Origin of the sequence: Streptomyces sp. NPDC093984 (assembly GCF_044764595.1) — a bacterium.
Lineage (GTDB): Bacteria > Actinomycetota > Actinomycetes > Streptomycetales > Streptomycetaceae > Streptomyces > Streptomyces cynarae.
This window is the reverse complement of sequence record NZ_JBIWIM010000002.1, coordinates 603,231-628,087: the sequence shown is the minus strand read 5'-3', so window position 1 is coordinate 628,087 and position 24,857 is coordinate 603,231. Positions and strand designations below refer to the sequence as shown.

19 protein-coding genes are annotated in these 24,857 nt (G+C 69.6%); 7 read left to right on the top strand and 12 right to left on the bottom strand.

What is annotated here, in order from left to right:
• Window positions 1-58: 58 nt before the first annotated feature.
• From ACIRC0_RS10625 to ACIRC0_RS10605, 5 genes are read right to left on the bottom strand one after another with little or no spacing between them, the layout of a single operon-like run.
• Window positions 59-1,165, bottom strand: coding sequence for an ABC transporter ATP-binding protein (locus tag ACIRC0_RS10625; protein WP_403613985.1), 1,107 nt, complete (start codon window positions 1,163-1,165; stop codon window positions 59-61).
• Window positions 1,152-2,132, bottom strand: a complete 981-nt coding sequence (locus ACIRC0_RS10620; protein ID WP_403613982.1) for an ABC transporter ATP-binding protein — start codon at window positions 2,130-2,132, stop codon at window positions 1,152-1,154. Before ACIRC0_RS10620 ends, ACIRC0_RS10625 begins: the two co-directional genes overlap by 14 nt.
• 5 nt (window positions 2,133-2,137) lie before the next feature.
• Window positions 2,138-3,106 carry an ABC transporter permease gene (locus tag ACIRC0_RS10615; protein WP_403613979.1) on the bottom strand — a complete coding sequence of 323 codons (969 nt, stop codon included), beginning with the start codon at window positions 3,104-3,106 and terminating at the stop codon, window positions 2,138-2,140.
• Window positions 3,099-4,022: an ABC transporter permease gene (locus tag ACIRC0_RS10610; RefSeq protein WP_403613977.1), complete on the bottom strand. Its 924-nt coding sequence runs from the start codon at window positions 4,020-4,022 to the stop codon at window positions 3,099-3,101. Before ACIRC0_RS10610 ends, ACIRC0_RS10615 begins: the two co-directional genes overlap by 8 nt.
• A 33-nt stretch (window positions 4,023-4,055) precedes the next feature.
• A complete protein-coding gene (locus tag ACIRC0_RS10605; protein ID WP_403613975.1) occupies window positions 4,056-5,672 on the bottom strand; it encodes an ABC transporter substrate-binding protein in 1,617 nt (538 codons plus the stop codon).
• Window positions 5,673-6,051: 379 nt separating this feature from the next.
• Here ACIRC0_RS10605 and ACIRC0_RS10600 point away from each other — a divergent pair, with 379 nt between their 5' ends.
• The 6 genes from ACIRC0_RS10600 (at window position 6,052) to ACIRC0_RS10575 (ending at window position 13,217) form a co-directional block, all read left to right on the top strand.
• Window positions 6,052-7,896 carry an ABC transporter substrate-binding protein gene (locus tag ACIRC0_RS10600; RefSeq protein ID WP_403613973.1) on the top strand — a complete coding sequence of 615 codons (1,845 nt, stop codon included), beginning with the start codon at window positions 6,052-6,054 and terminating at the stop codon, window positions 7,894-7,896.
• Window positions 7,896-8,906: an ABC transporter permease gene (locus tag ACIRC0_RS10595; protein ID WP_403613970.1), complete on the top strand. Its 1,011-nt coding sequence runs from the start codon at window positions 7,896-7,898 to the stop codon at window positions 8,904-8,906. The genes ACIRC0_RS10600 and ACIRC0_RS10595 overlap by 1 nt, the downstream gene beginning before the upstream one ends.
• Window positions 8,903-9,859 carry an ABC transporter permease gene (locus ACIRC0_RS10590; RefSeq protein WP_403613968.1) on the top strand — a complete coding sequence of 319 codons (957 nt, stop codon included), beginning with the start codon at window positions 8,903-8,905 and terminating at the stop codon, window positions 9,857-9,859. Before ACIRC0_RS10595 ends, ACIRC0_RS10590 begins: the two co-directional genes overlap by 4 nt.
• A complete protein-coding gene (locus ACIRC0_RS10585; protein WP_403613965.1) occupies window positions 9,856-10,857 on the top strand; it encodes an ABC transporter ATP-binding protein in 1,002 nt (333 codons plus the stop codon). Before ACIRC0_RS10590 ends, ACIRC0_RS10585 begins: the two co-directional genes overlap by 4 nt.
• Window positions 10,854-11,870 carry an ABC transporter ATP-binding protein gene (locus tag ACIRC0_RS10580; protein WP_403613962.1) on the top strand — a complete coding sequence of 339 codons (1,017 nt, stop codon included), beginning with the start codon at window positions 10,854-10,856 and terminating at the stop codon, window positions 11,868-11,870. Before ACIRC0_RS10585 ends, ACIRC0_RS10580 begins: the two co-directional genes overlap by 4 nt.
• Before the next feature lie 204 nt (window positions 11,871-12,074).
• Window positions 12,075-13,217 carry an NAD-dependent epimerase/dehydratase family protein gene (locus ACIRC0_RS10575; RefSeq protein ID WP_403613960.1) on the top strand — a complete coding sequence of 381 codons (1,143 nt, stop codon included), beginning with the start codon at window positions 12,075-12,077 and terminating at the stop codon, window positions 13,215-13,217.
• Here ACIRC0_RS10575 and ACIRC0_RS10570 read toward each other — a convergent pair whose 3' ends face one another.
• From ACIRC0_RS10570 to ACIRC0_RS10540, 7 genes are all read right to left on the bottom strand, one after another.
• A complete protein-coding gene (locus tag ACIRC0_RS10570) occupies window positions 13,218-14,366 on the bottom strand; it encodes an ABC transporter ATP-binding protein (protein WP_403613957.1) in 1,149 nt (382 codons plus the stop codon). It abuts the gene before it with no gap.
• Window positions 14,359-15,411: an ABC transporter ATP-binding protein gene (locus tag ACIRC0_RS10565; protein WP_403613954.1), complete on the bottom strand. Its 1,053-nt coding sequence runs from the start codon at window positions 15,409-15,411 to the stop codon at window positions 14,359-14,361. The genes ACIRC0_RS10570 and ACIRC0_RS10565 overlap by 8 nt, the downstream gene beginning before the upstream one ends.
• A gap of 11 nt (window positions 15,412-15,422) precedes the next feature.
• Window positions 15,423-16,364 (bottom strand): ABC transporter permease, encoded by a 942-nt coding sequence (locus tag ACIRC0_RS10560; RefSeq protein ID WP_403613951.1) that lies wholly within the window; start codon window positions 16,362-16,364, stop codon window positions 15,423-15,425.
• Complete coding sequence (locus tag ACIRC0_RS10555; RefSeq protein ID WP_403613949.1) at window positions 16,357-17,286, bottom strand: ABC transporter permease; 930 nt, start codon at window positions 17,284-17,286, stop codon at window positions 16,357-16,359. The genes ACIRC0_RS10560 and ACIRC0_RS10555 overlap by 8 nt, the downstream gene beginning before the upstream one ends.
• A 139-nt stretch (window positions 17,287-17,425) precedes the next feature.
• Window positions 17,426-19,054, bottom strand: a complete 1,629-nt coding sequence (locus ACIRC0_RS10550) for an ABC transporter substrate-binding protein (RefSeq protein WP_403613946.1) — start codon at window positions 19,052-19,054, stop codon at window positions 17,426-17,428.
• Window positions 19,055-19,675: 621 nt separating this feature from the next.
• Window positions 19,676-21,592, bottom strand: coding sequence for a translational GTPase TypA (gene typA / locus ACIRC0_RS10545; protein ID WP_403613944.1), 1,917 nt, complete (start codon window positions 21,590-21,592; stop codon window positions 19,676-19,678).
• A 293-nt stretch (window positions 21,593-21,885) separates the two neighbouring features.
• On the bottom strand, window positions 21,886-24,024 hold the full coding sequence (locus tag ACIRC0_RS10540; protein WP_403613942.1) for an ABC transporter family substrate-binding protein: 2,139 nt from the start codon (window positions 24,022-24,024) through the stop codon (window positions 21,886-21,888).
• Between the two features lie 534 nt (window positions 24,025-24,558).
• Between ACIRC0_RS10540 and ACIRC0_RS10535 the strand changes: the two genes are divergently transcribed.
• Complete coding sequence (locus tag ACIRC0_RS10535; RefSeq protein WP_263231826.1) at window positions 24,559-24,849, top strand: hypothetical protein; 291 nt, start codon at window positions 24,559-24,561, stop codon at window positions 24,847-24,849.
• Window positions 24,850-24,857 lie beyond the last annotated feature (8 nt).

Genomic DNA, 24,857 nt, shown 5'->3' with positions numbered 1-24,857 from the left:
CGCTGTTCACTGTGCTGCGTCCGTATATCGGAATCGCGTCAGCCAAGTTGCCTGCGTGTTAACGCAGTTCATGTGTGTTTGCGGAGTTATGCGGCTCCTCCGGTGGCTCCTCCGGTGGCTCCTCCGGTGGCTCCTCGGGCGGCACCACACGGATCTCCTCCGCGAAGTGGCACGCCGAGTCGTGCGCGGCCGGTCCCGTCGTCCCCCGGAACTCCTCCGGCACCGCGAGCGGCGGCACCTGGAGCGCGCACCGCTCCCTGGCCTTCCAGCAGCGCGTGCGGAACCGGCAGCCGGAGGGGATGTCCGCCGGGGACGGCACGTCACCGCTGAGGATGATCCGCTCCCGGCGCTCCCGTGCCGCCGGGTCGGGCACGGGCACGGCGGACAGCAGCGCCTGGGTGTAGGGGTGCGTGGGATGCTCGTAGATCTCCTCGTCGGTGCCGATCTCCACGATCTTCCCGAGGTACATCACCCCGACCCGGTCGGAGATGTGCCGCACGATCGACAGGTCGTGCGCGATGAAGACGTAACTCAGTCCGAACTCGTCCTGGAGCCGCGCCATCAGGTTGATCACCTGGGCCTGCACCGACACGTCGAGCGCGGAGACCGGCTCGTCCGCCACGATGATCTCCGGGCGCAGCGCCAGCCCCCGGGCGATGCCGATGCGCTGTCGCTGACCGCCGGAGAACTGGTGCGGATAGCGGTTGATGTGCTCGGGATTGAGCCCGACGACGTCCAGCAGCTCCCGCACCCGCCGCCGCCTGTCCCCCTTGGGCGCGACCTCGGGATGGATCTCGTACGGCTCGCCCACGATGTCGCCCACCGTCATACGGGGGTTGAGGGAGGTGTACGGGTCCTGGAACACCATCTGGATGTTGCGCCGCACCGCCTTCAGCGCGCGCCCGGACAGCCGGGTGATGTCCTCGCCCTTGTACCGGATCGAACCGGCCGTCGGCGGCTCCAGGTTGACCAGCAGCCTGGCGAGCGTCGACTTGCCGCACCCGGACTCCCCGACGATGCCGAGCGTTTCGCCCCGAGCGAGCGTGAAGTCCACGCCGTCGACCGCCCGCACCGCGCCGATCTGCTTCTTGAACAGGATCCCCCGGGTCAGCGGATAGTGCTTGACCAGCCCGCTGACCTCCAGGATCGTCTCAGGACCGGCCATGCAGGCACTCCCTCCAGAAGTGGCAGGCGCTTCCCCGCTGCTCGTCAACCTCGTAGAGCGGCGGCTCGTCGGTGCGGCACACGTCGCGGGCCAGGGGGCAGCGGGGGTGGAAGGGGCAGCCCGGGGGGATGTGCGTGAGGCTCGGCGGCAGGCCCTCGATGGCGTAGAGCCGGCGGCCCTTGCGGTCGAGACGGGGGATGGAGTCGAGCAGGCCGCGGGTGTAGGGGTGAGCGGGGCTCTTGTAGATGTCGTGCACGGGGGCCGACTCGACGATCCGGCCCGCGTACATGACGGCGATCCGGTCGGCGACGTCCGCGACGACACCGAGGTCGTGGGTGATGAGGACGAGACCCATGCCGTACTCGCGCCGCAGCTCGGCCAACAGGTCCATGACCTGGGCCTGCACGGTGACGTCGAGGGCGGTGGTGGGTTCGTCGGCGATGATCAGCGCGGGCTCCAGCGCCAGCGCCATGGCGATCATGATGCGCTGGCGCATACCGCCGGAGAACTGGTGCGGATAGTCCCGCACGCGCTGGCGGGCGGCCGGGATCCGTACCCGGTCCATCAGCTCGATCGCCCGGGCGCGCGCGTCCTTCTTCGACATCCCCCGGTGCACGACGAACATCTCTCCGAGCTGGTCGCCCACGGTGAGGACGGGGTTCAGCGCGGAGAGGGCGTCCTGGAAGATCATGGCCATTCCGGCACCGCGGATCCTGCGCCGCTCCTCCTCCTTGAGGGTGAGCAGATCCCGCCCCTGGAAGAGGACGCGGCCGCCGGTGATCCGGCCGGGCGGCGTGTCGAGGATGCCCATGACGGCCTGCGCGGTGACGGACTTGCCGGAGCCGGACTCGCCGAGCACGGCCAGCGTCTCGCCGGCGTCCACGCTGTAGCCGACCCCGTTGACGGCCCGGGCGATGCCCTCCCGGGTCCGGAACTCCACGTGCAGGTCCCGCACTTCGAGCAGCACGGCCGTCACCTCAGCTTCGGGTCGAGGGCGTCGCGCACCGCGTCGCCGAGCATGATGAACGCCAGCACGGTGATCGCCAGCGCGCCGGAGGGCCACAGCAGCGCGTGCGGGGCGTTGCGGATGTACGGGGAGGCGGCGGAGATGTCGATGCCCCAGGACACGCTCGGCGGCTTCAGCCCGACGCCGAGGTACGACAGGGTCGCCTCCAGGGCGATGTAGGTGCCTAGCGCGATGGTCGCGACGACGATCACCGGGGCGACCGCGTTGGGCGCGATGTGCCGCAGCAGGATGCGGGTGTCGGACGCGCCGAGGGCGCGGGCGGCCTGGACGTAGTCGTGCTGTTTGGCGGTGATGACCGCGCCGCGGGCGATCCGGGAGATCTGCGGCCAGCCGAGCAGCACGATGAACCCGACGACCGGCCAGACCGTGTTGCCGGTCACCACGGAAAGCAGGACGAGCCCGCCGAGGACGACCGGGATGGCGAAGAAGATGTCGGTGGCCCGGGACAGGATCGCGTCCCATCCGCCGGCGAAGTACCCGGCGAGCCCGCCGAGGACCGAGCCGAGGACGGCGACGCCGAGCGTGGCGCAGACGCCCACCGTGACGGAGGTACGGGCGCCGTAGACCGTCCGGGTGTACACGTCGCAGCCCTGGCCGTCGAAGCCGAACGGGTGCCCGGGCTGGGAGCCCTCCTGGGCCTTGGACAGCTCGCAGACGAGCGGGTTGCCGGAGGTGATCAGGGACGGCCAGAGGGAGATCAGGACGAGGAAAAGGATCACCAGCGCGGAGACGAGGAAGACCGGGTTGCGGCGCAGGTCGCGCCAGGCGTCGGACCAGAGGCTGCGCGGCCGTCCGGCCGGGCCTTCCGGTCCCCTCTGCAAGGTGGTCGCCTCGCTGGCGGCGAGGTCCATGGCGCCGCCCATGCCCGTCCCGGCGACGGCCCCCTTCCGCTCGTACCGTGGCTGCTCAGGCATAGCGGATCCTCGGGTCGAGTACGGCGTACAGGAGGTCGACGAGCAGGTTGGCGACCAGGAAGACCAGGACGAGCACGGTCACGAAGCCGACGACCGTCTGGGTGTTCTGCCGCAGGATCCCCTGGTAGAGCTGGTAGCCGACGCCGTGGATGTTGAAGATCCGCTCGGTGACGATCGCGCCTCCCATCAGGGCGCCGATGTCGGTGCCGATGAAGGTGACGACGGGGATGAGCGAGTTCCGCAGCAGGTGCCGGGTGATCACGCGCCGGCGCGGCAGCCCCTTGGCGACTGCGGTGCGGACGTAGTCGGACCGTCTGTTCTCGGCCAGCGAGGTCCGGGTGAGCCGGGTGACATAGGCGAGGGAGACGGAGGCGAGGACCAGGCCGGGCACGATCAGTTCCCCGACCGTGGCCGCCGGGGAGACCGACGGTCTGGTGAGGCCCCACTTCACACCGAGCAGCAGCTGGAGCAGCAGACCGGTGACGAAGGTCGGCACGGAGATCACGACGAGGGTGAGCAGCAGGACCGTGGTGTCGACGGGCCGCCCGCGGCGCAGCCCGGTGACCACGCCGAGCGCGATCCCGAGGACGACCTCGAAGACGATCGCGACGATCGTGAGCCGGATGGTGGGCGGGAAGGCGGTCGCCATCAGCTCGGTGACCTTCTGCCCGTTGAAGGCGGTGCCGAAGTCGCCGGTGAAGACGTTGCCCATGTAGGTCGCGTACTGCTGCCAGAGGGGCTTGTCGAGGCCGAACTCCCGGCGCAGCTGCGCCGCGGTGGCGGGATCGCACTGCCGTTCGCCGCACAGGCCGGCGACGGGGTCGCCCATCACGTTCACCATCAGGAAGATGAGCAGGGTGGCGCCGAAGAAGACCGGGATCATCTGCAGCAGGCGCCGGACGACGTACCGTCCCATGGGGCCTCCGGGGGTGGCGGGCGGGCGTGCGGTTCAGCGGACCTCGATCTGGTCGTAGACCGGGACGCTGAACGGGTTGAGCGCCACGTTCGCGAGGCGCTGGGAGTAGCCGGCGCTGCCGTTCTGGTACCAGAGCGGGATGGCGGCCATGTTGTCCCGCACGACCCCCTCGGCCTGCTGGAACAGCCCGACCGCGGCCGCCTTGTCGCTCTCGGCGTTCGCCCGGTCGACGAGTTCGTCGAAGTCCTTGTTCGACCATTTGCCGTCGTTGGAGGAGGCGTTCGTGTAGTAGAGCGGCTGGAGGAAGTTCTGGATGAGCGGGTAGTCCATCTGCCATCCGGCGCGGAACGGCCCGGCCATCTTGTGCTGGGCGATCTGGTTGCGGAAGTCGGCGAAGGTGCCGACCGGGTTGCCGACGCAGGCACGGTCGTTGCCGAGGGCGTTGTTGATGGAGTTGCACACGGCGTCCACCCACTCCCGGTGCGAGCCGGAGTCCGCGTTGTAGGTGATCCTGAGCTGCCCGCCGGGCAGTCCGCCGCCCTCCTGGATGAGCCTCTTGGCCCGGCCAGGGTCGTAGCGGCACGCGTCGCCGCACAGACCTTCCTTGAAACCGCCGTCGGCGCCGAGGACGGGTGAGGTCCAGTCACTGGCGGGGGTGCGGGTGTGGTGGAAGATCGTGTCGGTGATCTGGTCCCGGTTGATCGCCATGGACAGGCCCGTGCGGACCTTCTCCGTCCCCGGTCTGTTCCAGCGCGGGTCGTAGTAGGGGAAGGCGAGGGTCTGGATGATGCCGGCCGGCGCGGTGATGTACCGGCCGCCGAGATCGGACTTCACGTTCCTGAGCTGCGAGGCGGGCACGTCGTCGCTGAGGTCGAGGTTGCCGGCCAGCAGGTCGGTGTAGGCGGTGTTGCTGTCGGTGTAGACCTTCAGGTCCACGCCGTTGTTGCGGGCCTTGTCCGGGCCGGGGTAGGCGTCCCACTTCCGCAGGGACATCATGAAGCCCCGGGTGTAGGAGCGCACCAGGTACGGTCCGTTGCCGACGGGCTTCTTCAGCCAGTCCGCGTGGTGGTCGAAGAACGCCCGGGGCAGCGGGGCGAAGGCCACGTAGCCGAGGGTGTCCGGGAACGTGGAGAACTTCTGGCCCAGCCGAATGGTGAAGGTACGCGGGCCGGTCACCTTCAGCCCGGAGAGGGTGTCGGCGGTCTGGGTGCCGGAGGCCGGGTGCACCTTGTCGTAGCCCTCGATGTACCCGAAGAAGTACGCGTTCCTCTGGTTGTTCCTCAGGCTCGCGCCGTAGTTCCAGGCGTCGACGAAGGACCGGGCGGTGACCGGCTCCCCGTTGCTGAACCTCCAGCCGTCCTTGACGGTGACGGTGAAGTTCCGCGAGTCGGACGTCCGGATGTTCTCGGCGAGCATGTCCTCGGCCGCGCCGGTCCTCGGGTTGTACCGCTTGAGCCCCCGGAAGACCATGTCGAGCACCTTGCCGCCCTGGACCTCGTTGGTGTTGGCCGGCTCGAGCGGGTTCTGCGGATCGCCCCAGGAGGAGCTGAACACCCCGGGCGCGGTGCCGCCGCCGTCCGCGCCCCCGCCGCAGGCGGCCACCATGAGGGCGGCCACCGCCGCCCACAGGGCGTGCCTGGCTCCACGCATGGGGTGCCTCCTCGAGGGTGTGCGCCTGCCCTCGGCGCCGGGACACTGTCCGTTATCGCCACTATCGACCCGAAGACCCCTCGTCACACGCAACGCCACCCGACTGGCCGCACCCCGTCCGGACCCGGGCCTCCCGTAACGGAAGACCCTGGGCGTCAGGCCTCCACCAGCGGCGCTTCACAGGTGTGGACCAATGATTACCGATCCGCCGTCGGCGACCTCGTTTCCGCAGGCCACAGGGCATTTGACGCACCGTTGACGGGTGCGCAGCGCCGCTGATAGACACACTCATCACCCATCCGGCGTCAGCCGATCCGGCCGGATCGAGCCGTTCCCCGAACCGCCGTCCCCGTGCAGTGATGACGTGAGGTCAGCATCGATGAGCACGCAAGACCAGCACGGCAGAGGGCGCTCGCGCCCGGACCGTCCACGACACCGTTCGGCGCGGCTCGCCGCCGCCGTCACGGTCATGGCCGCTCTGGCCCTGCCCCAGCAGGCCGAGGCGAAGGAGAGCGACGCGGTCCTCACCGTGGCGGTCGCCCAGAGCGTGGACTCGCTGAGCCCGTTCCTCGCGACCCGCCTGGTCAGTACCAGCATCAACCGGCTGATGTACGAGTACCTGACCGACTACGACCCGGAGGACGCCCACCCGGTCCCGGGCCTCGCCACCCGGTGGAAGCCGTCCGCCGACAAGCTCACCTGGACGTACACGATCCGCTCCGACGCCACATGGTCGGACGGGCAGAAGGTCACCGCCGAGGACGCGGCGTGGACGTTCAACAAGATGATGACCGACGAGAAGGCGGCCACCGCTAACGGCAGCTTCGTCGCGGGCTTCCGGAAGGTCACGGCTCCGGACCCCACCACGCTCGTCATAGAACTCAAGAAGCCCCAGGCCACGATGACCGCGCTCGACGTGCCGATCGTGCCCAAGCACGTCTGGGAGAAGGTCGGGGACTTCGGGACGTTCAACAACGACAAGAATTTCCCCGTGGTCGGTGACGGGCCGTTCGTCCTGACCGGTTACAAGCCCGACAGCTATGTGCGGCTCAAGGCCAACAAGAAATTCTGGCGGGGCGCCCCGAAGTTCGACGAGCTGGTGTTCCGGTACTACAAGGACCAGGACGCGGCGGTGGCGGCCCTGCGCAAGGGAGAGGTCTCCTTCGTCGCGGGCTCGCCCTCCCTGACACCCGCTCAGGCCGCGTCCCTACAAGGCGTGAAGGACATCAAGGTCAACGACGCCCCGGGCCGCCGCTTCTACGCCATCGCCACCAACCCCGGCGCCCGGGCGAGGAACGGGCAGAAGTTCGGCGACGGCGCCCCCTCCCTCCTGGACGAGCGGGTGCGGCACGCCCTGTTCATGGCCGTCGACCGCAGGACACTCGTCGACAAGGTCTTCCAGGGCCACGCCGTCGAGGGCCAGGGCTACATACCGCCCCGCTTCTCCACGTACTTCTGGAAGCCGTCGGCGGCCCAGGAGCTGGCCTACGACCCCGCGAAGGCCGCGCAGCTCCTCGACCAGGCGGGCTACCGGAAGAACGCCGACGGCAGACGGGTGGGCAAGGACGGCAAGCCCCTCACCTACCGCATGCTGTGCCACGCCACCGACCCGAACGACAAGGCCGTCGGCCAGTACCTGAAGGAGTGGTGGGGCAAGCTCGGCATCGGCCTGACGCTCGACTGCCTCGACAACGTGACCGACCCCTGGCTCGCCGGCACGTACGACCTCGCCTTCGACGGCTGGTCCGTCAACCCCGACCCCGACTTCGTGCTGTCGATCCACACCTGCGCGGCGCTCCCGGCGACCCCGAAGGACACGGCCGCCACGGACAACTTCATCTGCGACAGGACGTTCGACGACCTCTATGCCCGGCAGCTCGCGGAGTACGACCCCGTCAAACGCGCCGGCCTCGTCAAGCAGGCCGAGTCGCGGCTGTACGACCTCGGGTACATGAACGTCATGGCGTACCCGAACGCGGTCGAGGCCTACCGGACGGACCAGATCGCGTCGATCACCACCATGCCCCGGAAGGCGGGCAACATCTACGGCCAGGACGGCTACTGGAGCTGGTGGTCGGCCGTACCGGCGAACTCCCGTGACTCCTCGGGCGGTTCCTCCTCCACCGGGGTCGTCGTCGGCATCGTCGCGGGCGTCGTGGTCCTCGTCGGCGCCGGGGTGGTCCTCGGCCTGCGGCGCCGCGCCACCGCTGAGGACCGTGAGTAGTGGAACCGGCGCGCGAACTGCGGACACCCGCCGGCACTTCGTACCTGCGGTACGCGGCGGGCAAGGCGGGCGGCGCCGCCGTCTCCTTGCTCGCCGTCCTCGTGACCAGTTTCTTCCTCTTCCGGCTGATCCCGGGCGACCCGGTGAAGTTCATGACGGGCGGCCGTCCGGTATCGGCCGCCCAACTGGCGGCGTATCGCCGTGAGTTCGGTCTCGACCTGCCGTTGTGGCAGCAGTTCACGGACTACTGCGGCAAGGCGCTCACGGGCGACCTCGGCACGTCGTACCAGTTCCGGGCACCCGTCATCGACAAGATCACCGAGGCGCTGCCGAACACGCTGCTGCTCACCGGCACCGCGTTCGTCCTCTACACGGTCCTCGGCATCGTCCTCGGCACCCGCTCGGCGTGGCGCCACGGCGGGCTCGGCGACCGGCTCAACACCGGTGTGGCGCTGACCCTGTACTCGATCCCCTCCTTCTGGCTGGGCCTGCTGCTCATCGTCGTGTTCGCGGTGGGCACGGGCCCCGTCCCGGGTGTGTTCCCGACCGGCGGCATGGAGTCGGGCGGCAAGGAGGGCTTCGGGTACGCCGTCGACGTCGCCCACCACCTCGTCCTGCCGGTGATCACGCTGGTCGCGGTCGAGTACGGGCAGACGCTGCTGGTCACCCGCTCGGCGCTGCTCGACGAGATGGGCAGCGACTATCTGACCACCGCGCGCGCCAAGGGCCTGAGGGACGACCTGGTACGACGCCGGCACGCGGTGCCGAACGCGCTGCTGCCGACCGTGACGCTGGTCTTCGTCAATCTCGGCCGGACGGTCGCGGGCGTCATCCTCGTCGAGACCGTCTTCTCCTGGCCCGGCCTCGGCGGGCTCTTCTACCAAGCGCTGAGCGTGCCCGACCTTCCCCTGGTCCAGGGGCTGTTCTTCGTCTTCGCCTCGGCGGTGATCCTCATGAACACGCTGGCCGACCTGATCTATCCGCTGCTCGACCCCCGGGTGGGCCGATGACGACCGACACGACTCCCCCGGGCGGGCCGACCCGTACCGACACCACTCCCCCGGTGGCGAAGGCGAGCCCGCGCACGCTCGCGTGGCAGCGCCGCCGCCGCTCCGTCGCCCGTTTCTGGGCGCACTACCGCACGCACCGCGCCGGGCTCGTGGGCCTGGCCGTCCTCGTCCTGTTCGCCGCGGTCGCGCTCACCGCGCCGCTGACGGTCGGTTCCGACGTGTCCAGTGTGACCGGCGCCCCGGGCCGGCCGCTTCAGCATCCGAGCGGTGAGTTCCCGCTGGGCACGGACCGGTTCGGGCGGAACCTGCTGGGCCTGGTGGTGTGGGGCTCGCGGATCTCGCTGCTGGTCGGGCTGCTCGCGGCCGTGCTGTCCGTGGCGATCGGCGCGCTGGTCGGGATCACCGCCGGGCACTTCCGGGGCGCGTACGCCACCGTGATGATGCGGATCACGGACTGGTTCCTGGTGATGCCGACGCTGGTCCTCGCCATCGCCCTCGCCACCGTCATGTCCCGCTCGCTCGGCACGGTGATCCTGGCGATCGGTGTGACGTCCTGGCCGACCACGGCCCGGCTGGTGCGGGCGCAGACGCTGGCGGTGGAGTCCCGGCCCTACATCGAGCGGGCGCGGGCGCTCGGCGGCGGCCACGCGCACATCATGCTCCGGCACGTACTGCCCAACGTGATGCCGCTGGTGCTGGCGCAGACGACCCTGATGATCTCCTCGTCCATCCTCGCCGAGGCGACGCTCGCCTTCCTGGGCATGGGCGACCCGACGGTCGTGTCATGGGGCGGTCTGCTCCAGGACGCCCGCGAGGCGGGCGCGGTGAGCTCCGGCGACTGGTGGTACCTGGTGCCGCCGGGCATCGCGATCGCCGTCGTCGCCCTGGCCTTCACGCTGTGCGGCCGCGCGGTGGAGTCCGTCCTCAACCCGCGGCTGGGGGTGGCGCGTTGACGCTGCTGGAGGTAAGGGACCTGGAGGTGACCTACGCCGGCGGGGCCGCCGCCGTGCGGGGTGTCGACCTGGTGCTGGAGGCGGGGCAGAGGCTCGGCATCGCGGGCGAGTCGGGCTGCGGGAAGTCCACCCTGGCGCTGGCCCTGCTGCGGCTGCTGCCGCCCGGTACCCGGGTCGGCGGGCAGGTCCTGCTGGACGGCGAGGACATGCTGACGATGCGGTGGGGGCGGGTCAGGGCGGTCCGCTGGGCGGGGGCCTCCATCGTCTTCCAGGGAGCGATGCACTCCCTCAACCCGGTGCACCGGATCGGCGACCAGATCGCCGAGCCGATGCTGCTGCACCGCAAGGCGACCGCGGCCGAGGCGAGACGCAGGACCGGCGAACTGCTGGAGCACGTGGGCCTCCCGGCCGCACGGGCGACGTCGTTCCCCCACGAGCTGTCCGGCGGCCAGCGCCAGCGCGTGATGATCGCCATGGCACTGGCCTGCGACCCACGGCTGGTCATCGCGGACGAGCCGACGACGGCCCTGGACGTGATGATCCAGGCGCAGATCCTGCGGCTGATCGGCCGGCTCGTCGCCGAACAGGACCTCGGCCTGATCATGATCAGCCACGATCTGGCCGTCCTCGCCGAGACCTGCGACCGGCTGGCGGTGATGTACGCGGGCCGGGTGGTCGAGGAGGGCCCGGCCCGCCGGCTCTACGACGACGCCCGGCATCCGTACGCCGGCGCCCTGTCCGCGGCGTTCCCCCGCATCGGCGACCCGGCCTCCCGCTACGCCCCACGCGGCCTGGCGGGCGATCCGCCCGACCCGTCCGCCCTGCCGTCCGGCTGCGCCTTCCACCCGCGCTGCCCGGTGGCCCTGGACGGCTGCGCCACCCAGGACCAGGAGCTGCGGGACGCCGGCCCGGGCCGCCGGGCGGCCTGCGTGCATGTGTCGCCACACCCCGCCCCCGGTCCGACGGAGGCCACCGAGGACGCGAGGAGCACCCCATGACGACCTCACCGACGACATCGGCGACCACATCACCGACTGCATCACCGCTGCTGAGCGCGGAGGGACTGCGCGTGACCTTCCCCGGGCGCCACGGCGGTGCGCCCTCCCGGGCGGTGGACGGTGTGGACCTCGACATCGGCCCCGGGGAGATCGTGGCGCTGGTCGGCGAGTCGGGCTGCGGCAAGACGACCCTGGCCCGGGCACTGCTCGGCCTGGTACCGCCGACGTCGGGAAGCGTCCGCTTCGCCGGACGGCCGCTCGGCTACTCCGCCCGGGCCCTGAAGGCGTACCGCAGACGCGTCCAGCTGGTGCTCCAGGACCCCAGCGGATCGCTCAACCCCCGGCACACGGTGTACGAGGCGGTGGCGGAGGGGCTGCGGATCCACGGGTACGGCGGAGACGAGCAGACGGCGGTGGCGGGTGCCCTCTCCCGGGCGGGGCTCCGCCCACCGGAGCGCTTCTTCCTGCGCTATCCGCACGAGCTGTCGGGAGGCCAGCGCCAGCGCGTGGTGATCGCGGGCGCACTCGTCCTGGACCCGGAACTGATCGTCGCCGACGAGCCGGTGGCCTCCCTCGACGCCTCGGTGCGCGGCGAGATCCTGGCCCTGCTGCTGCGCCTGCGCACCGAACTGGGCCTGTCCGCGCTGGTAGTGACGCACGATCTGGGCATGGCGTGGAACATCGCGGACCGGGTGGCGGTGATGTACCGCGGCCGGATCGTGGAGACGGGCGGCGTCGAACAGGTCCTGACCGCCCCACGGCACCCCTACACCCAGGCGCTGCTCTCGGTCCTCCCGGAAGCCCCGGGTACCCCTGTCGTCCTGTCCGGCGAACCCCCGGACCCCTCCCGCATCCCCACGGGCTGCCGCTTCCATCCCCGCTGCCAGATCCTGGCCGGCGGGGAGGCGGAACGGGCGGGCGTCGCGGACGCGTGCCGCACCCGGGAACCGGAGGTGCTGGGCGGGGGTGACGTCGGACAGGTGGCGTGCCACTGGGCGCGGAGCGCCGTCTGAGGCAGGGTCGGCCACGGCGGACCCCGTCGACACCAACGGGCGGGGCGGCGTGAGCCGCGGCGCCGCCGGATCATGCCGGTGATCTCCCGCATGATGATCGGGGTCACGAGCCCTAGGTGCAGGTCGCCCCGGTGTGCCCTGGCGGATCTCTGCTCTCGGCGAAGCGGGGACGTGCATGCTCACAGTCCGTGTTTGAGTGGCCCGATGAAGATCTTGGTGCTGGGCGGAACGGCGTGGGTGGGCCGCGAGGTCTCGCGGCAGGCACTGGAACGTGGGCATCGGGTGACCTGCCTGGCCCGCGGGGAGAGCGGCGAGGTGGCCGAGGGCGCCGAGTTGGTCGCTGCGGACAGACGTGACCCGTCAGCGTACGAACGTCTGCCGCGACAGGAGTGGGACGCCGTGGTCGAGGTCTCGTGGCAGCCGGGCTTCGTCCGCGGGGCCCTGGCGGCGCTCGGCGAAAATACGGGCCATTGGTCGTACGTGTCGTCGGTCAGCGCGTATGCCTCGCATGCGCAGCTGGACGCGGACGAGTCGGCGGAACTGCTCCCGGCGGCCGAGCGGGACGAGGTCGACCACGCCGAGTTCGGACAGGCCAAGGTGGCTTGCGAGGAGGCCGCGGCGGCCGCAGTGGGCGACCGGCTGCTCATCGCGCGGGCGGGACTGATCGGCGGCCCCGGTGACCACAGCGGCCGCTGCGGGTACTGGGTCGCCCGCGCGGCCCGCGAGCCGCTGGCCCCGCTGCTGGTGCCGGCTTGCCCTGGCCTCCCGACGCAGGTGGTCGACGCCCGAGACCTCGCTGCATGGTTGCTCGACTGTGCGGAGAACGGCACGACCGGAACGTACGACGCGGTCGGCCCGATCGTGCCTTTCGGGGAGTGGGTCGCGCTGTCGAGGGAGATCGGCGGGCACACCGGGCCAGTGGTGGAGGCAGACAACGACTGGCTGCTCGGGCAGAAGGTGGTCCAGGCCATGGGCCCGGAGTCGCTCGCGCTGTGGGTGGCCGACCCGGACTGGGTTGGCTTCAGCGCCCGCAATGGCGCAGCGGCGACCGCGGTCGGCCTGCGGCACCGGCCTCGGGCGGAGCTCTTGGCGCAGACCCTGTGCTGGGAGCGGGAGCAGGGTCTGAACCGGCCCCGCCGGGCCGGCCTCAGCAGCCGGCGCGAGCGCGAACTGCTGGAAACGTGGGGTAGAGCGGTGCGGAGGCAGGCGCGCGACCGAGAACGACACGACGAAAACCACCAGGACGCACGAGCCAATTCCCCGTTCTCCGCGGGCTACGGCCTGCGAGCACACACAAAGGCGCCCAGCTCTCAAATGAGCCAGGCGCCTTCGGTCGTTCATGTCTGATCAGGCCGCGTGCACGACGTCCTTCTCCTCGGCGAAGTGGCACGCCGACTCGTGGGCCGCGGGCGAGTCCGCGTCCTTGAAGCGCTCGGGGATCGCCAGCAGCGGCACCTCCTCGGCGCACCGGTCCGTGGCCTTCCAGCAGCGGGTGCGGAAGCTGCAGCCCGAGGGCGGGTTGGCCGGGGACGGCACGTCGCCGGTGAGGATGATCCGCTCGCGGTGCTCACGGGCCTCCGGGTCCGGCACGGGGACCGCCGACAGCAGCGCCTGGGTGTAGGGGTGCGTCGGGTGGTCGTAGATCTGCTCGTCCGTGCCGATCTCGGCGATCTTGCCGAGGTACATCACGCCCACGCGGTCCGAGATGTGCCGGACGATCGACAGGTCGTGCGCGATGAAGATGTAGGAGAGGTTGAACTCGTCCTGCAGTCGCTCCATCAGGTTGATGACCTGCGCCTGGACCGACACGTCCAGGGCGGAGACCGGCTCGTCGCAGATGATGACCTCGGGGTTCAGGGCCAGGCCGCGGGCGATGCCGATGCGCTGGCGCTGACCGCCCGAGAACTGGTGCGGGTAGCGGTTGATGTACTCCGGGTTGAGACCCACGACGTCGAGGAGCTCCTGCACCTTGCGGCGCCGGTCGCCCTTGGGGGCCACCTCGGGGTGGATGTCGAAGGGCTCGCCGATGATGTCGCCCACCGTCATACGCGGGTTGAGCGACGTGTACGGGTCCTGGAACACCATCTGGATGTTGCGGCGCACTGCCTTCAGGGCACGCCCGGACAGCTTGGTGATGTCCTGGCCCTTGTAGAAGATCTCGCCGGCGGTGGCCCGCTCCAGGTGCATCAGGAGTTTGGCCACGGTCGACTTGCCGCAGCCTGACTCCCCCACGATGCCCAGCGTCTCGCCCTGGTACAGGTCGAAGGAGACACCGTCGACGGCCTTGACCGCGCCTATCTGCCTCTTGAAGAGGATGCCCTGCGTCAGCGGGAAGTGCTTGACCAGGTTGCGCACCTGCAGAATCGGCTCGCCACGCTCCACCGGAGCCTCTATGGCGGCGACCGCCTCCTCGTCGGAGTGCGCGTCGACCACCTCGACCTCGGAGACGTTCGGCGTGGCGTCGGCCGGGGCGTCCTTCTTGATCGGCTCAGCCATGGATCGTCTCCTTCCAGAAGTGGCACGCGGAGCCGCGGCCGGGCAGCTCGGTGCCGTCCGGCTCGGTGACCGGATGCAGGGCCGGGACGTCGCTGCGGCAGATGTCCTGGGCCATGGGGCAGCGCGGGTTGAAGGCACAACCGCTCGGGATGCGCAGCAGGTTGGGCGGCAGACCCTTGATCGCGTAGAGCTCCTGGCCCTTCTGGTCCAGGCGTGGGATCGAGTCCAGCAGACCCCGCGTGTACGGGTGCGCGGGCCGCTTGTACAGCTCGTGCACCGGGGCGCGCTCCACGATCCGTCCCGCGTACATCACCGCGATCTTGTCCGCCACGTCGGCAACGACGCCGAGGTCGTGGGTGATCAGGATCAGACCCATGTTGTACTCGCGCTGGAGTTCCGCGAGCAGGTCCATGACCTGGGCCTGGACCGTCACGTCGAGGGCGGTGGTCGGCTCGTCGGCGATGATCAGGTCCGGCTCCAGAGCGAGCGCCATTGCGATCATGATGCGCTGGCGCATACCGCCCGAGAACTGGTGCGGATAGTCGTTCACACGGTCCGCGGCGGCCGGGATCTTCACCCGGTCCATCAGTTCGATCGCCTTGGCCTTGGCCTCCTTCTTGGACAGGCCGAGGTGGACGCGGAACATCTCGCCGAGCTGGTAGCCGACGGACAGCACCGGGTTCAGGGAGCTGAGCGCGTCCTGGAAGATCATGGCGATCCGGCGGCCACGGATCTTGCGGCGCTCCTCGGCGGACATCTTGAGCATGTCCTGACCGCGGAAGAGAATCTCGCCCTTGGGGATCTTCGCCGGCGGCATGTCGAGGATGCCCATGATGGCCTGCGCGGTCACGGACTTGCCGGAGCCCGACTCGCCGAGGACGGCGAGGGTCTCGCCCGCGCTGACGCTGTAGTTGACGCCGTTGACGGCCTTGGCCACGCCGTCCCGGGTGTGGAACTCGACGTGCAGGTCGCGCACTTCGAGCAGGGGACCCTCGTGGTCTTCGCGGGGGGCCGGTACAAGTGCGGTGTCTTCGATGATCGTCACGTACGCCTCCCTCAGCGCAGCTTCGGGTCGAGGGCGTCGCGGACAGCGTCGCCGAGCATGATGAACGCGAGCACGGTGAGGCTCAGCATGGCGCTGGGGAAGAACAGCACGTGCGGCGCGGTACGGATGACCGTCTGCGCGGACGAGATGTCGTTGCCCCAGGAGACGGCGCTGTCCGGAAGGCCGATGCCCAGGAAGGACAGGGTCGCCTCGAGCGAGATGTAGCCACCGAGCGCGATGGTGGAGACCACGATCACGGGGGCGACCGCGTTCGGCAGGATGTGCCGCAGCAGGATCCGCCCGGTGCCGGCGCCGAGCGCCCGCGCGGCCTGGACGAAGTCCTGCTGCTTGACGGTGATCACCGAACCGCGCATGACGCGGGTGATCTGGGTCCAGCCGAGGAAGACCATCGCGGCCACCACGGTCCACACCGTGCGGTGGGTGAAGGCGTTCAGGACGACGATGGCGCCCAGCAGCAGCGGAATACCGAAGAAGACGTCAGTGACCCGGGAGAGCACCGCGTCCATCCAGCCGCCGTAGTAGCCCGCGAACATGCCCATCACACTGCCGAGGAGCGCGACACCGAGGGTGGTGCAGATGCCGACGATGATCGAGGCACGTGCGCCGTAGATCACCCGGGAGTAAACGCTTCGGCCCTGCCCGTCGTACCCGAACCAATCGGCCTGGCCGATGTGGCTCCAGTTGGGCCCGGTCAGGTAGTGGTGGGCGAGGTCGGCGTGCTTCGGGTCGGTGGAGGTGAACAGGCCGGGAAAGGCCGCGATCAACACGAGCAGGACGATCAGCACCCCGGAGATCACGAAGAAGGGGTTGCGACGCAGGTCCCGCCAGGCGTCGGACCAGAGGCTGCGCGGCTTGTCCTGTGAGGGGCCGGGGGCCGCCGCGGTGGCGACCGCCTCCTCCAGGGCCGTTTCGGTCGTGAGTGCCTCAGACATAGCGGATCCTCGGGTCCAGGACGGCGTAGAGCAGGTCGACGACGAGGCTGGAGACCAGGTAGACGATCACCAGGACGGTCACGATGCCGACGACCGTGGTGTTGTCGGACTGGTTGATCGACCGGTACAGCGTGTTGCCGATGCCGTGCACGTTGAAGATGCCCTCGGTGACGATGGCACCGCCCATCAGGGCGCCCAGGTCGGTGCCGAGGAAGGTCACCACGGGGATCAGCGAGTTGCGCAGCAGGTGAACGCCGATGACGCGACGGCGCGGCAGGCCCTTGGCCACAGCGGTGCGCACATAGTCAGCGCGCAGGTTCTCGGCGATGGAGGTCCGGCTGAGGCGGGCTACGTACGCGAAGGACAGCGACCCGAGGACGGCGCCCGGCAGGATCAGCTGGGCGATGTTGTTGGAGTCCTGGACCGTCGGAGTGACCCAACCGAGCTGGTTGCCGAAGACCGTCTGGGAGACGAAACCGAGCACGAAGATCGGGATGGAGACCAGCAGAAGCGTGATCACCAGAACGAGCTTGTCGTAGAACTTGCCGCGGTTGAGGCCGGACAGCAGGCCCAGGGCCAGCCCGACAACGATCTCGATGGTGAACGCGACCAGGGCGAGCCGGATCGTCACCGGGAAGACCTCGGACATCACGTCCACGACCTTGCGTCCGGTCACGAAGCTGGTTCCGAAGTCCCCCTTGAGGACGTTGGTGATGTAGTGCCAGTACTGCTCGAACACCGGCCGGTCCAGCCAGTACTCGTGCTTCAGGCGCGCCATCGCCTGTGGGTCGGCAGGCCTGTCGCCCCACAGCGCCCGCACGGGGTCACCGGGCAGGGAGTACACCATCAGAAAGATGAGCAGAGTGGTCCCGATGAAGACCGGGATCATCTGGAGCAGTCGCCGCGCGACATAGCGCCCCATCGAGCCTCCATTGTGAGCCGCTCCGGCGGCCGGCCCTGCCGCGCTCTCCTTGTGGGGGGTGCAGGGCGGCCACCAGTTGCGAACGGTGGGGCGCCCGCGGCATGCGCGGGCGCCTCGGTGGATCGACCGTTGCGGCCTCTTACTTCTTGTAGACCTCGACGTCCGCGTAGACCGGCTTGCCGAAGGTGTCGTAGCTGACGCCCGTGACGTTCTCGGAGTAACCCGCGTTCGTCTTGTAGTACCAGAGCGGGATGGCCGGCATGTCCTTGTACAGGGCCGCCTCGGCGTCCTGGTACAGCTTCACCGACTCCTCCAGCGAAGCGGCCTTGTCGGCCTTCGCCGCGAGCGCGTCGAACTCCTTGTTGGAGTAGCCGCCCTCGTTACCCGCGGCGGTGCTGCCGTACAGGTCCTTCAGGAAGTTGGCGTTCAGCGGGTAGTCCTGCACCCAGCCGGAGCGGTAGAGGCTCTGGACCTTCTTCTTCTGGCGGACGTCGAGCGCCGTCTTGAAGTCGGCCTTCGCGTCGCCCTCGCACTTGACGCCGGTGTTCTGGGTGATGTTGGCGCACACCGCCGTCACCCATTCCTTGTGGCCGCCGTCGGCGTTGTAGAGGATCGAGATCTGCGCGTTGGCGCCGCCCGACTCCTGGACCAGCTGCTTGGCCTTGGCGGGGTTGTACGTGCAGGCGTCGCCGCAGAGGCCCGCCTTGTAACCATCGACGTTCGGCGGGACGAAGCCGGTGGCGGGTTCACGCGAACCGGCGAGCACCGTCTTGGTGATGGTGTTGCGGTCGATGGCCATGGACAGGCCCTCGATGAACTTCGCGTGGTCCTTGATGTTCTTGATCGCCGGCGCGTATTCGGCGACTGCGATGGTCTGGATGGCACCCTGCGGGGCGTCGACCGCGCGCTTGCCCAGGTCCTGGTGGTACTTGGCCATGTCGGTCGGCGCGACCTGGTCCAGCACGTCCAGGTTGTTGGAGACCGCGTCCTGGTAGGCGGCCTCGGAGGTCGTGTAGAACTTGAAGTCGATGCCGCCGTTCTTCGGCTTCGGGCCCGCGTACTTGTCGTACGTCTTCACCAGGAAGTCCTGGTTGTGGTTCCACTTCACGAACTTGTACGGGCCGTTGCCGACAGGCTCCTGGCCGTACTTCTTCGGGTCCGAGTAGAAGGCCTTGGGCAGCGGGTAGAACGCGCTGTAGCCGAGCTTGTACGTCCAGTACGGAACCGGGTTGGCCAGCTCGACCTTGATGGTGTAGTCGTCCGGCGTGGTCAGACCGGACATCTTGTCGGTCTTCGGGTCGCCCTTGTCCGGGTGGACGTCGGCGTAGCCCTTGATGTCCGCGAACCAGGAGGCGTTCTGCTGGGCGTTCTTCGAGTCGGCGCCCCAGTTCCAGGCGTCGACGAAGGAGTGCGCGGTGACCGGCTCGCCGTTGTGGAACGTCCAGCCCTTCTTCACCGTGATGGTGTAGTGGCTTGCGTCGTCCTGCTTGATGGACTCGGCGACGAGGTTCTCGAGCTTGCCCGTCTTGGGGTTGTAGTCGGCAAGGCCGCTGAAGAGGGCGTCGGTGATGTGGCCACCACCGGTCTCCATGACGTTGGCCGGCTGAATGGGGTGCTGCGGCTCGTTGCTCTGGTAGCTGAAGACGCCGTTCGGGTCGATCTTCTTCGAGCTTTCGCTACCCGAGTTCCCGCCGCCGCCACAGGCCGTCGCGCCCAGCGCCACAACCGCGGCTATCGCAACCCACTTGGCGCTCTTGGCACCACGCATGGGGCTCCTCCTCATGAGTCCATTGGTTCACCGCATGGAGGGGCACAAGACACATCACCGTCACCGGTGCCTGAAATGGTCAGGTGCCCCCGCGCTCGTGAGTCGGCGCCGCCAGCGGCGTGACCCGTTGATCCGAGCTCTACGCGCCTAACTATCTGCCATCGACCAGGGACGAACCACACCCCTAAGGTCTCGGTTCCATCACACCTGGTCCGTACATCTTCCAAAATCCGGACAAACGGTTTGCCGAAAGATCCCTGCGAAACGGACTTGTTACACATCTACCGGGGCCGGGTGTCCGCATTCCGGACACTAGGGGGAAAAAATCCGGTTGCGATTACAGTGAAGGTGTGCGGGGGCGCCACTGGCGTATCCGCACACCGATGCGCAGCGTGCTCGAGCCGTTCCTGTTCGGGGTGAACGGCCGCCCCCGCAAAGCCCGTTCGCCGGCGATCCGCCTGGCATGGCCGGAATGCACCTCATCAGCAGGGTAGTGGGCACAGGTCGGGCTGTGCGGCTCCCTGGAGGAAGTGAAGGGTTTTCCCTATCCCGCTGCTTTGCGCGACAGGGCCGGGCACCCCGACTCGCGGAGCGCCCGACCCTGTCGTGGATGGCCGGAAATCAGCTGTGCTTGGCGCGGCTCGCGGCGCGGGCCCGCTCACGCTGGTCCAGCACGACCTTGCGGATGCGGACCGCCTCCGGCGTCACCTCGACGCACTCGTCGTCACGGCAGAACTCCAGGGACTGCTCGAGCGACAGCTTGCGCGGCGGCACGATCGACTCGGCGATGTCGGCCGTGGCGGACCGGATGTTGGTGAGCTTCTTCTCCTTGGTGATGTTGACGTCCATGTCGTCGGAGCGGGAGTTCTCGCCGACGATCATGCCCTCGTACACCTCGGTGCCCGGCTCCACGAACAGCGTGCCGCGCTCCTGGAGGTTCGTCATCGCGAACGCGGTGACGGAGCCGGAGCGGTCGGCCACCAGCGAGCCGTTGTTACGGGTCTGGAGCGGGCCGGCCCAGGGCTCGAAGCCCTCGTGGATGGAGTGGCCGATGCCCGTGCCGCGGGTGCTGGTCAGGAACTCGGTGCGGAAGCCGATCAGACCGCGGGAGGGGACCACGAACTCCATGCGGACCCAGCCCGAGCCGTGGTTGGACATGTTGTCCATACGGCCCTTGCGGACACCCATGAGCTGCGTGACCGCGCCCATGTGCTCCTCGGGCACGTCGATCGTCATGCGCTCGAACGGCTCGTGGACCTTGCCGTCGATCTCCTTGGTGACGACCTGAGGCTTGCCCACCGTCAGCTCGTAGCCCTCACGGCGCATCTGCTCGACCAGGATGGCCAGCGCCAGCTCACCGCGGCCCTGGACCTCCCACGCGTCCGGGCGTTCGGTGTCCAGCACCCGAAGACTGACGTTACCGACCAGCTCGCGGTCGAGACGGTCCTTGACCTGGCGGGCGGTGACCTTGCGGTCCTTGACCGTGGCCTTGGCGTTGGCGCCCTTGCCGGTGCCGCCCTTACCGACCAGCGGCGAGGTGTTCGTACCGATGACCATGGAGATCGCGGGTTCGTCGACCGTGATCAGCGGCAGCGCGATGGGGTTCTCGGGGTCGGCCAGGGTCTCGCCGATCATGATGTCGGGGATGCCGGCGACGGCGCAGATGTCACCCGGGCCGGCCTTCTCGGCGGGCTTGCGGGTGAGGGCCTCGGTCATCATCAGCTCGCTGATGCGGACGTTGCTGATCGTGCCGTCGCGCTTGATCCAGGCGACGGTCTGGCCCTTGCGCAGCTCGCCCTGCTCGACGCGGAGCAGCGCGATACGGCCGAGGAAGTTGTCGGCGTCCAGGTTGGTGACGTGCGCCTGGAGCGGGGCCTCCTCGTCGTAGGTCGGGGCCGGGATGTGCTCCAGGATCGTGGAGAAGAACGGCTCCAGGCTGGTGGAGTCGGCCGGGACCGTGCCGTTCTCCGGCTTGGTCAGCGACGCGATGCCGTCGCGGCCGCAGGCGTAGACGATCGGGAACTCGATCTGCTCCTCGTCCGCGTCCAGGTCGAGGAACAGGTCGTAGGTCTCGTTGACGACCTCGTCGATACGGGCGTCGGGGCGGTCCGTCTTGTTGATGCACAGGATGACGGGCAGCCGGGCCTGCAGGGCCTTGCGCAGCACGAAACGGGTCTGCGGGAGCGGGCCCTCGGAGGCGTCGACGAGCAGCACGACACCGTCGACCATCGACAGACCGCGCTCGACCTCGCCGCCGAAGTCGGCGTGGCCGGGGGTGTCGATGATGTTGATCGTGATCGGGTCCCCGCCGTCCTTCGGGTGGTACTTCACCGCCGTGTTCTTGGCGAGGATCGTGATGCCCTTCTCACGCTCCAGGTCGTTCGAGTCCATGACGCGGTCGTCGACCTGCTCGAGCTGGTGGGCGGCGAAGGCGCCGGCCTGCTTCAGCATGCCGTCGACGATGGTCGTCTTACCGTGGTCGACGTGGGCGACGATGGCGACATTGCGGATGTCGTGACGCGTTGCAGTCACAGCCATATTGCGGCGTACTCCCGGAGTGGTGAGGACGGCTGCGCGTACGTCCTCGGTACGCGCGCCCTGCCGGGCTGAACGTGCCACGGCCTCACCCCATGGTACGGGGGCGCTGCCGCTGAGGGGGGCCGGGTTACGTCGGTGCAGCTCAGGGTGGTTGTGCGGCGTCCGGAGCCGGGGCTGGGCGGGGGGGTGGGTGCGCAACCGCCGCTGCGCCCACCCGTGCCGCCCCAGCGGCACGACCGCCCGCAGCTACGGCGGCTACGACGCGCGCGGCAACTGCGGGCAGCTACCGACAGCTACGACGACGGGCTCGGGGACGGTTTGGCGCCCTTCTTCAGGTAGCCCATGTCCTCGTAGACCGGGGTCTCGAAGCCGAACGAGCCCGCGTTCGCCAGGTTGGTGCGGGTGGCTGTGAGCTGGGGGCGCTGGTAGAGCGGGATCGAGGCCGCCGTGGCCCAGATACGGGCGTCGGCCTTGCGGACCAGGTCCCGTTCCTCGTCCTCGTCCAGCGTGGCGATCGCCTGGTCGAAGAGCTGGTCCACCTGGTCGGTGCCGACCCGCGTGTAGTTTTGTTCGACGCTCAGCGAGCCGTCCGCCGCCGGTACCGGCTTGGCGAAGATCGGCCGGGCGTCGGTCGCGGGGAACGCGGTCGCGGGCCAGGAGTACAGCGCCAGGTCGTAGTCCCCGGACGCGACGTGGTCCTTGAAGTAGCTGTCGTCGGGGACGTCGGTGATCTCCGTGCGGATCCCGATCTTCTGAAGCATGCGGGCGATGCGGTCGCCCACGGTCCGCAGGGTCTTCGAGCCCGGTCCGGAGGGCAGCACGAACCGCAGCTGCAGCGCCTTGCCGTCCTTGGCGACCACCCCGGAGGCGGCGCCGCCCGGCGCGGCTGTGCCCTTGGGCGCGTACGCCCCCGGCGCCCCGCCCGGGCGCCGGCCGTGCTCCTGCTGGAGCTCGGCGTCGAGGTGCCCGCCCGCCTGGTCGTCGGCGGGCTTGTTCACGTGGTCACGGGGGTCGTGCTGGGCGGGCGGCTTGTTGTCCTGGCCGACGATGTAGGCGCCGTCGTTGCCCGTGCCGTCCCCGTGCTCCGCCTTGTGGCCCTGGGGTCCGGCCGCGCTCTTCTTCTTTTTCGGCTCCTCCTTGACCGGGCCGCCGGGCACCCAGCCGGCCTCGGCCAGCAGCGCCTGCGCCTGGACGGTGTCCTGTTTGCCGAGGGAGCCGCTGTTGTCCTGGTAGGCGTCCTGCCCGGCGAGCGCGAGGTGGCTGCCGACCGGCACGGCGGGCAGCCCGAGCGGCTTGAGGACCAGCCCGGCCAGCTCGGTGCGGTCCAGGGCGCGGGCGATCGCCCGGCGCACCCGCTCGTCGGTGAGGGGGCCCCGGGAGCCGTTGAGGGCGAGCTGGGTGTAGGCGGGTTCCAGGGACTTGCGGATCACGAAGCCGCGCAGGGCCTGCTGCTGCGCGGCGCCGGGCGCGCCCGTGGCGCCGCTGGGGGTCGCGCTGGGGGTCGCGCTGGGGGTCGCGGAGGGGCCCTGAAGGGGCTTGCCGCCCTTGTCGCGGGCGGCGAGGGTGATCCGCTCGGCGTCCTCCGGGTTCACCTCCGCCAGGTCGACCTTGCCGTCGGCGAGCGCGGCGGCCCGCTGGTCGAGCGGCACGGCCACGAGCACGATCTGGGAGAGCTTGGCGGGCCGTCCCCACCAGCGCGGATTGCGGGCGAGGGTGACCTCCCCGCCCTTGCGGTCCACCTTGGCGAGGGAGAAGGGCCCGGCGGTGACCTTCAGGCCGCGTCTGGCCGCGTCGTTGAAGCTGTCCGGGGTGCCCGTGACGTCCTTCGGGTACAGCGGCGAGAACAGCGACCGCCAGTCGGCGTACGGCTTGCCGAAGGTGACCTTGACCTCGAGGTTGTTCGCGCCGCGCTCCACCTTCTCGATGCGGTCGTAGCCGGCGTTGCGGGCGGTCCAGTAGGCGTTGTCCTTGCCGGCGAGGGCGCGCCACTGGGCGGCGAAGTCGTCGGCGCCGATCTCCCGGCCGTCGCTCCAGACGGCCTGCTGGTTGAGGCGGTAGACGACGACCTGCTTGGGCTCGGTCGACACCACCTTGGCGGATTCCAGGAAGTCCGGATCGCGCTGGGGGCGGCCCTGCGCGTCCAGCCGGAACAGCGAGGGCAGGACGGCGCCGGCGATCCGGGTGGTCGCGGCGTCGGCGTCCGCCTGGAAGGCGTTCAGGGTCTCGGGCACGGTGTCGACGGCCCAGCGCAGGGTGCCTCCGTCGGCGACGAGGGCGCGGGAGGCGGGAGCGACGTCCTGCGCGGCGACCGGCTTGCTCTTCTGCTCGTCGTCGGCGCTGCAGGCGGCGAGTGCCGAGGCCGCGAGGGCTCCCGCGGTGAGGAATGTGACCGAGCGCAGTACCGCGCGCGGTCCGACGCCGTCGTGGGACATCACGTCTACCTCCGAGGGGCCGCTCCGCGGATGAGCGGGGTTAGGGCGTTATGATCCGGTTTGTAAGTATTGGGGGTATTTGGAGCTGATCAGATGTATGCGCCCACTGAAGAGGAAAGGGGCCGACGGGATGCGGCGACACGACGACGCGGCGGGGCAAGCTCACCCATGTGGCGCAGCAGGCCACCTGTCCGGGCCCCCGCTGCCTTCGCCCCGGCGTGGCGGGAGATTCGAAAACGCACCCGCACACACCCCCGTGCGTCGGCCAATCGCTGCATGTCCCTTCCCTACGGTCGGTGTGACGCGCAACACTCGCAGGCGCACGAGCGTTGCCGGCCCGGTCCCAGGGTCCTTCGTCTGGATCAGGCCGGATCAGTGAGCGGGGTCTGGTGCCGTGCGTCGCAAGGCGGAGGAGGGCGCCATGGCGGTGCCATGGCAACCGACGACAACGCGGCGAGGCGCGGTGCCAGGGCCCGCGAGCCCGGCATGATCCACACGAGAGGCCCTAGGGACCCGTGGAAGCGAGGTCACGTCATGTCCGTGCACGAGGAACTGACATCGGTCCAGCGCTGCCTCGACGACCTGTGCCGGTCGGTGGGGCGGCTGGAGCGGCAGATGGGCAGCGGCGGGCTCGACATCCGCCGTGTCCGCACCGACGCCGACCACCTGCGCGAGAGCGTGGCACTGCTGCGCGAGGCGGCCAGTGCGGCAGGCGCCTTGCGGCGGCCCGATCTCGTCGCCATCCCCGACACCCCGTACGACACCACCCTGTGGACGGACTCGGACGACGAGGGTCTCGGCGCCCGCGACCGGCACGCCCCCTGACGAAGAAG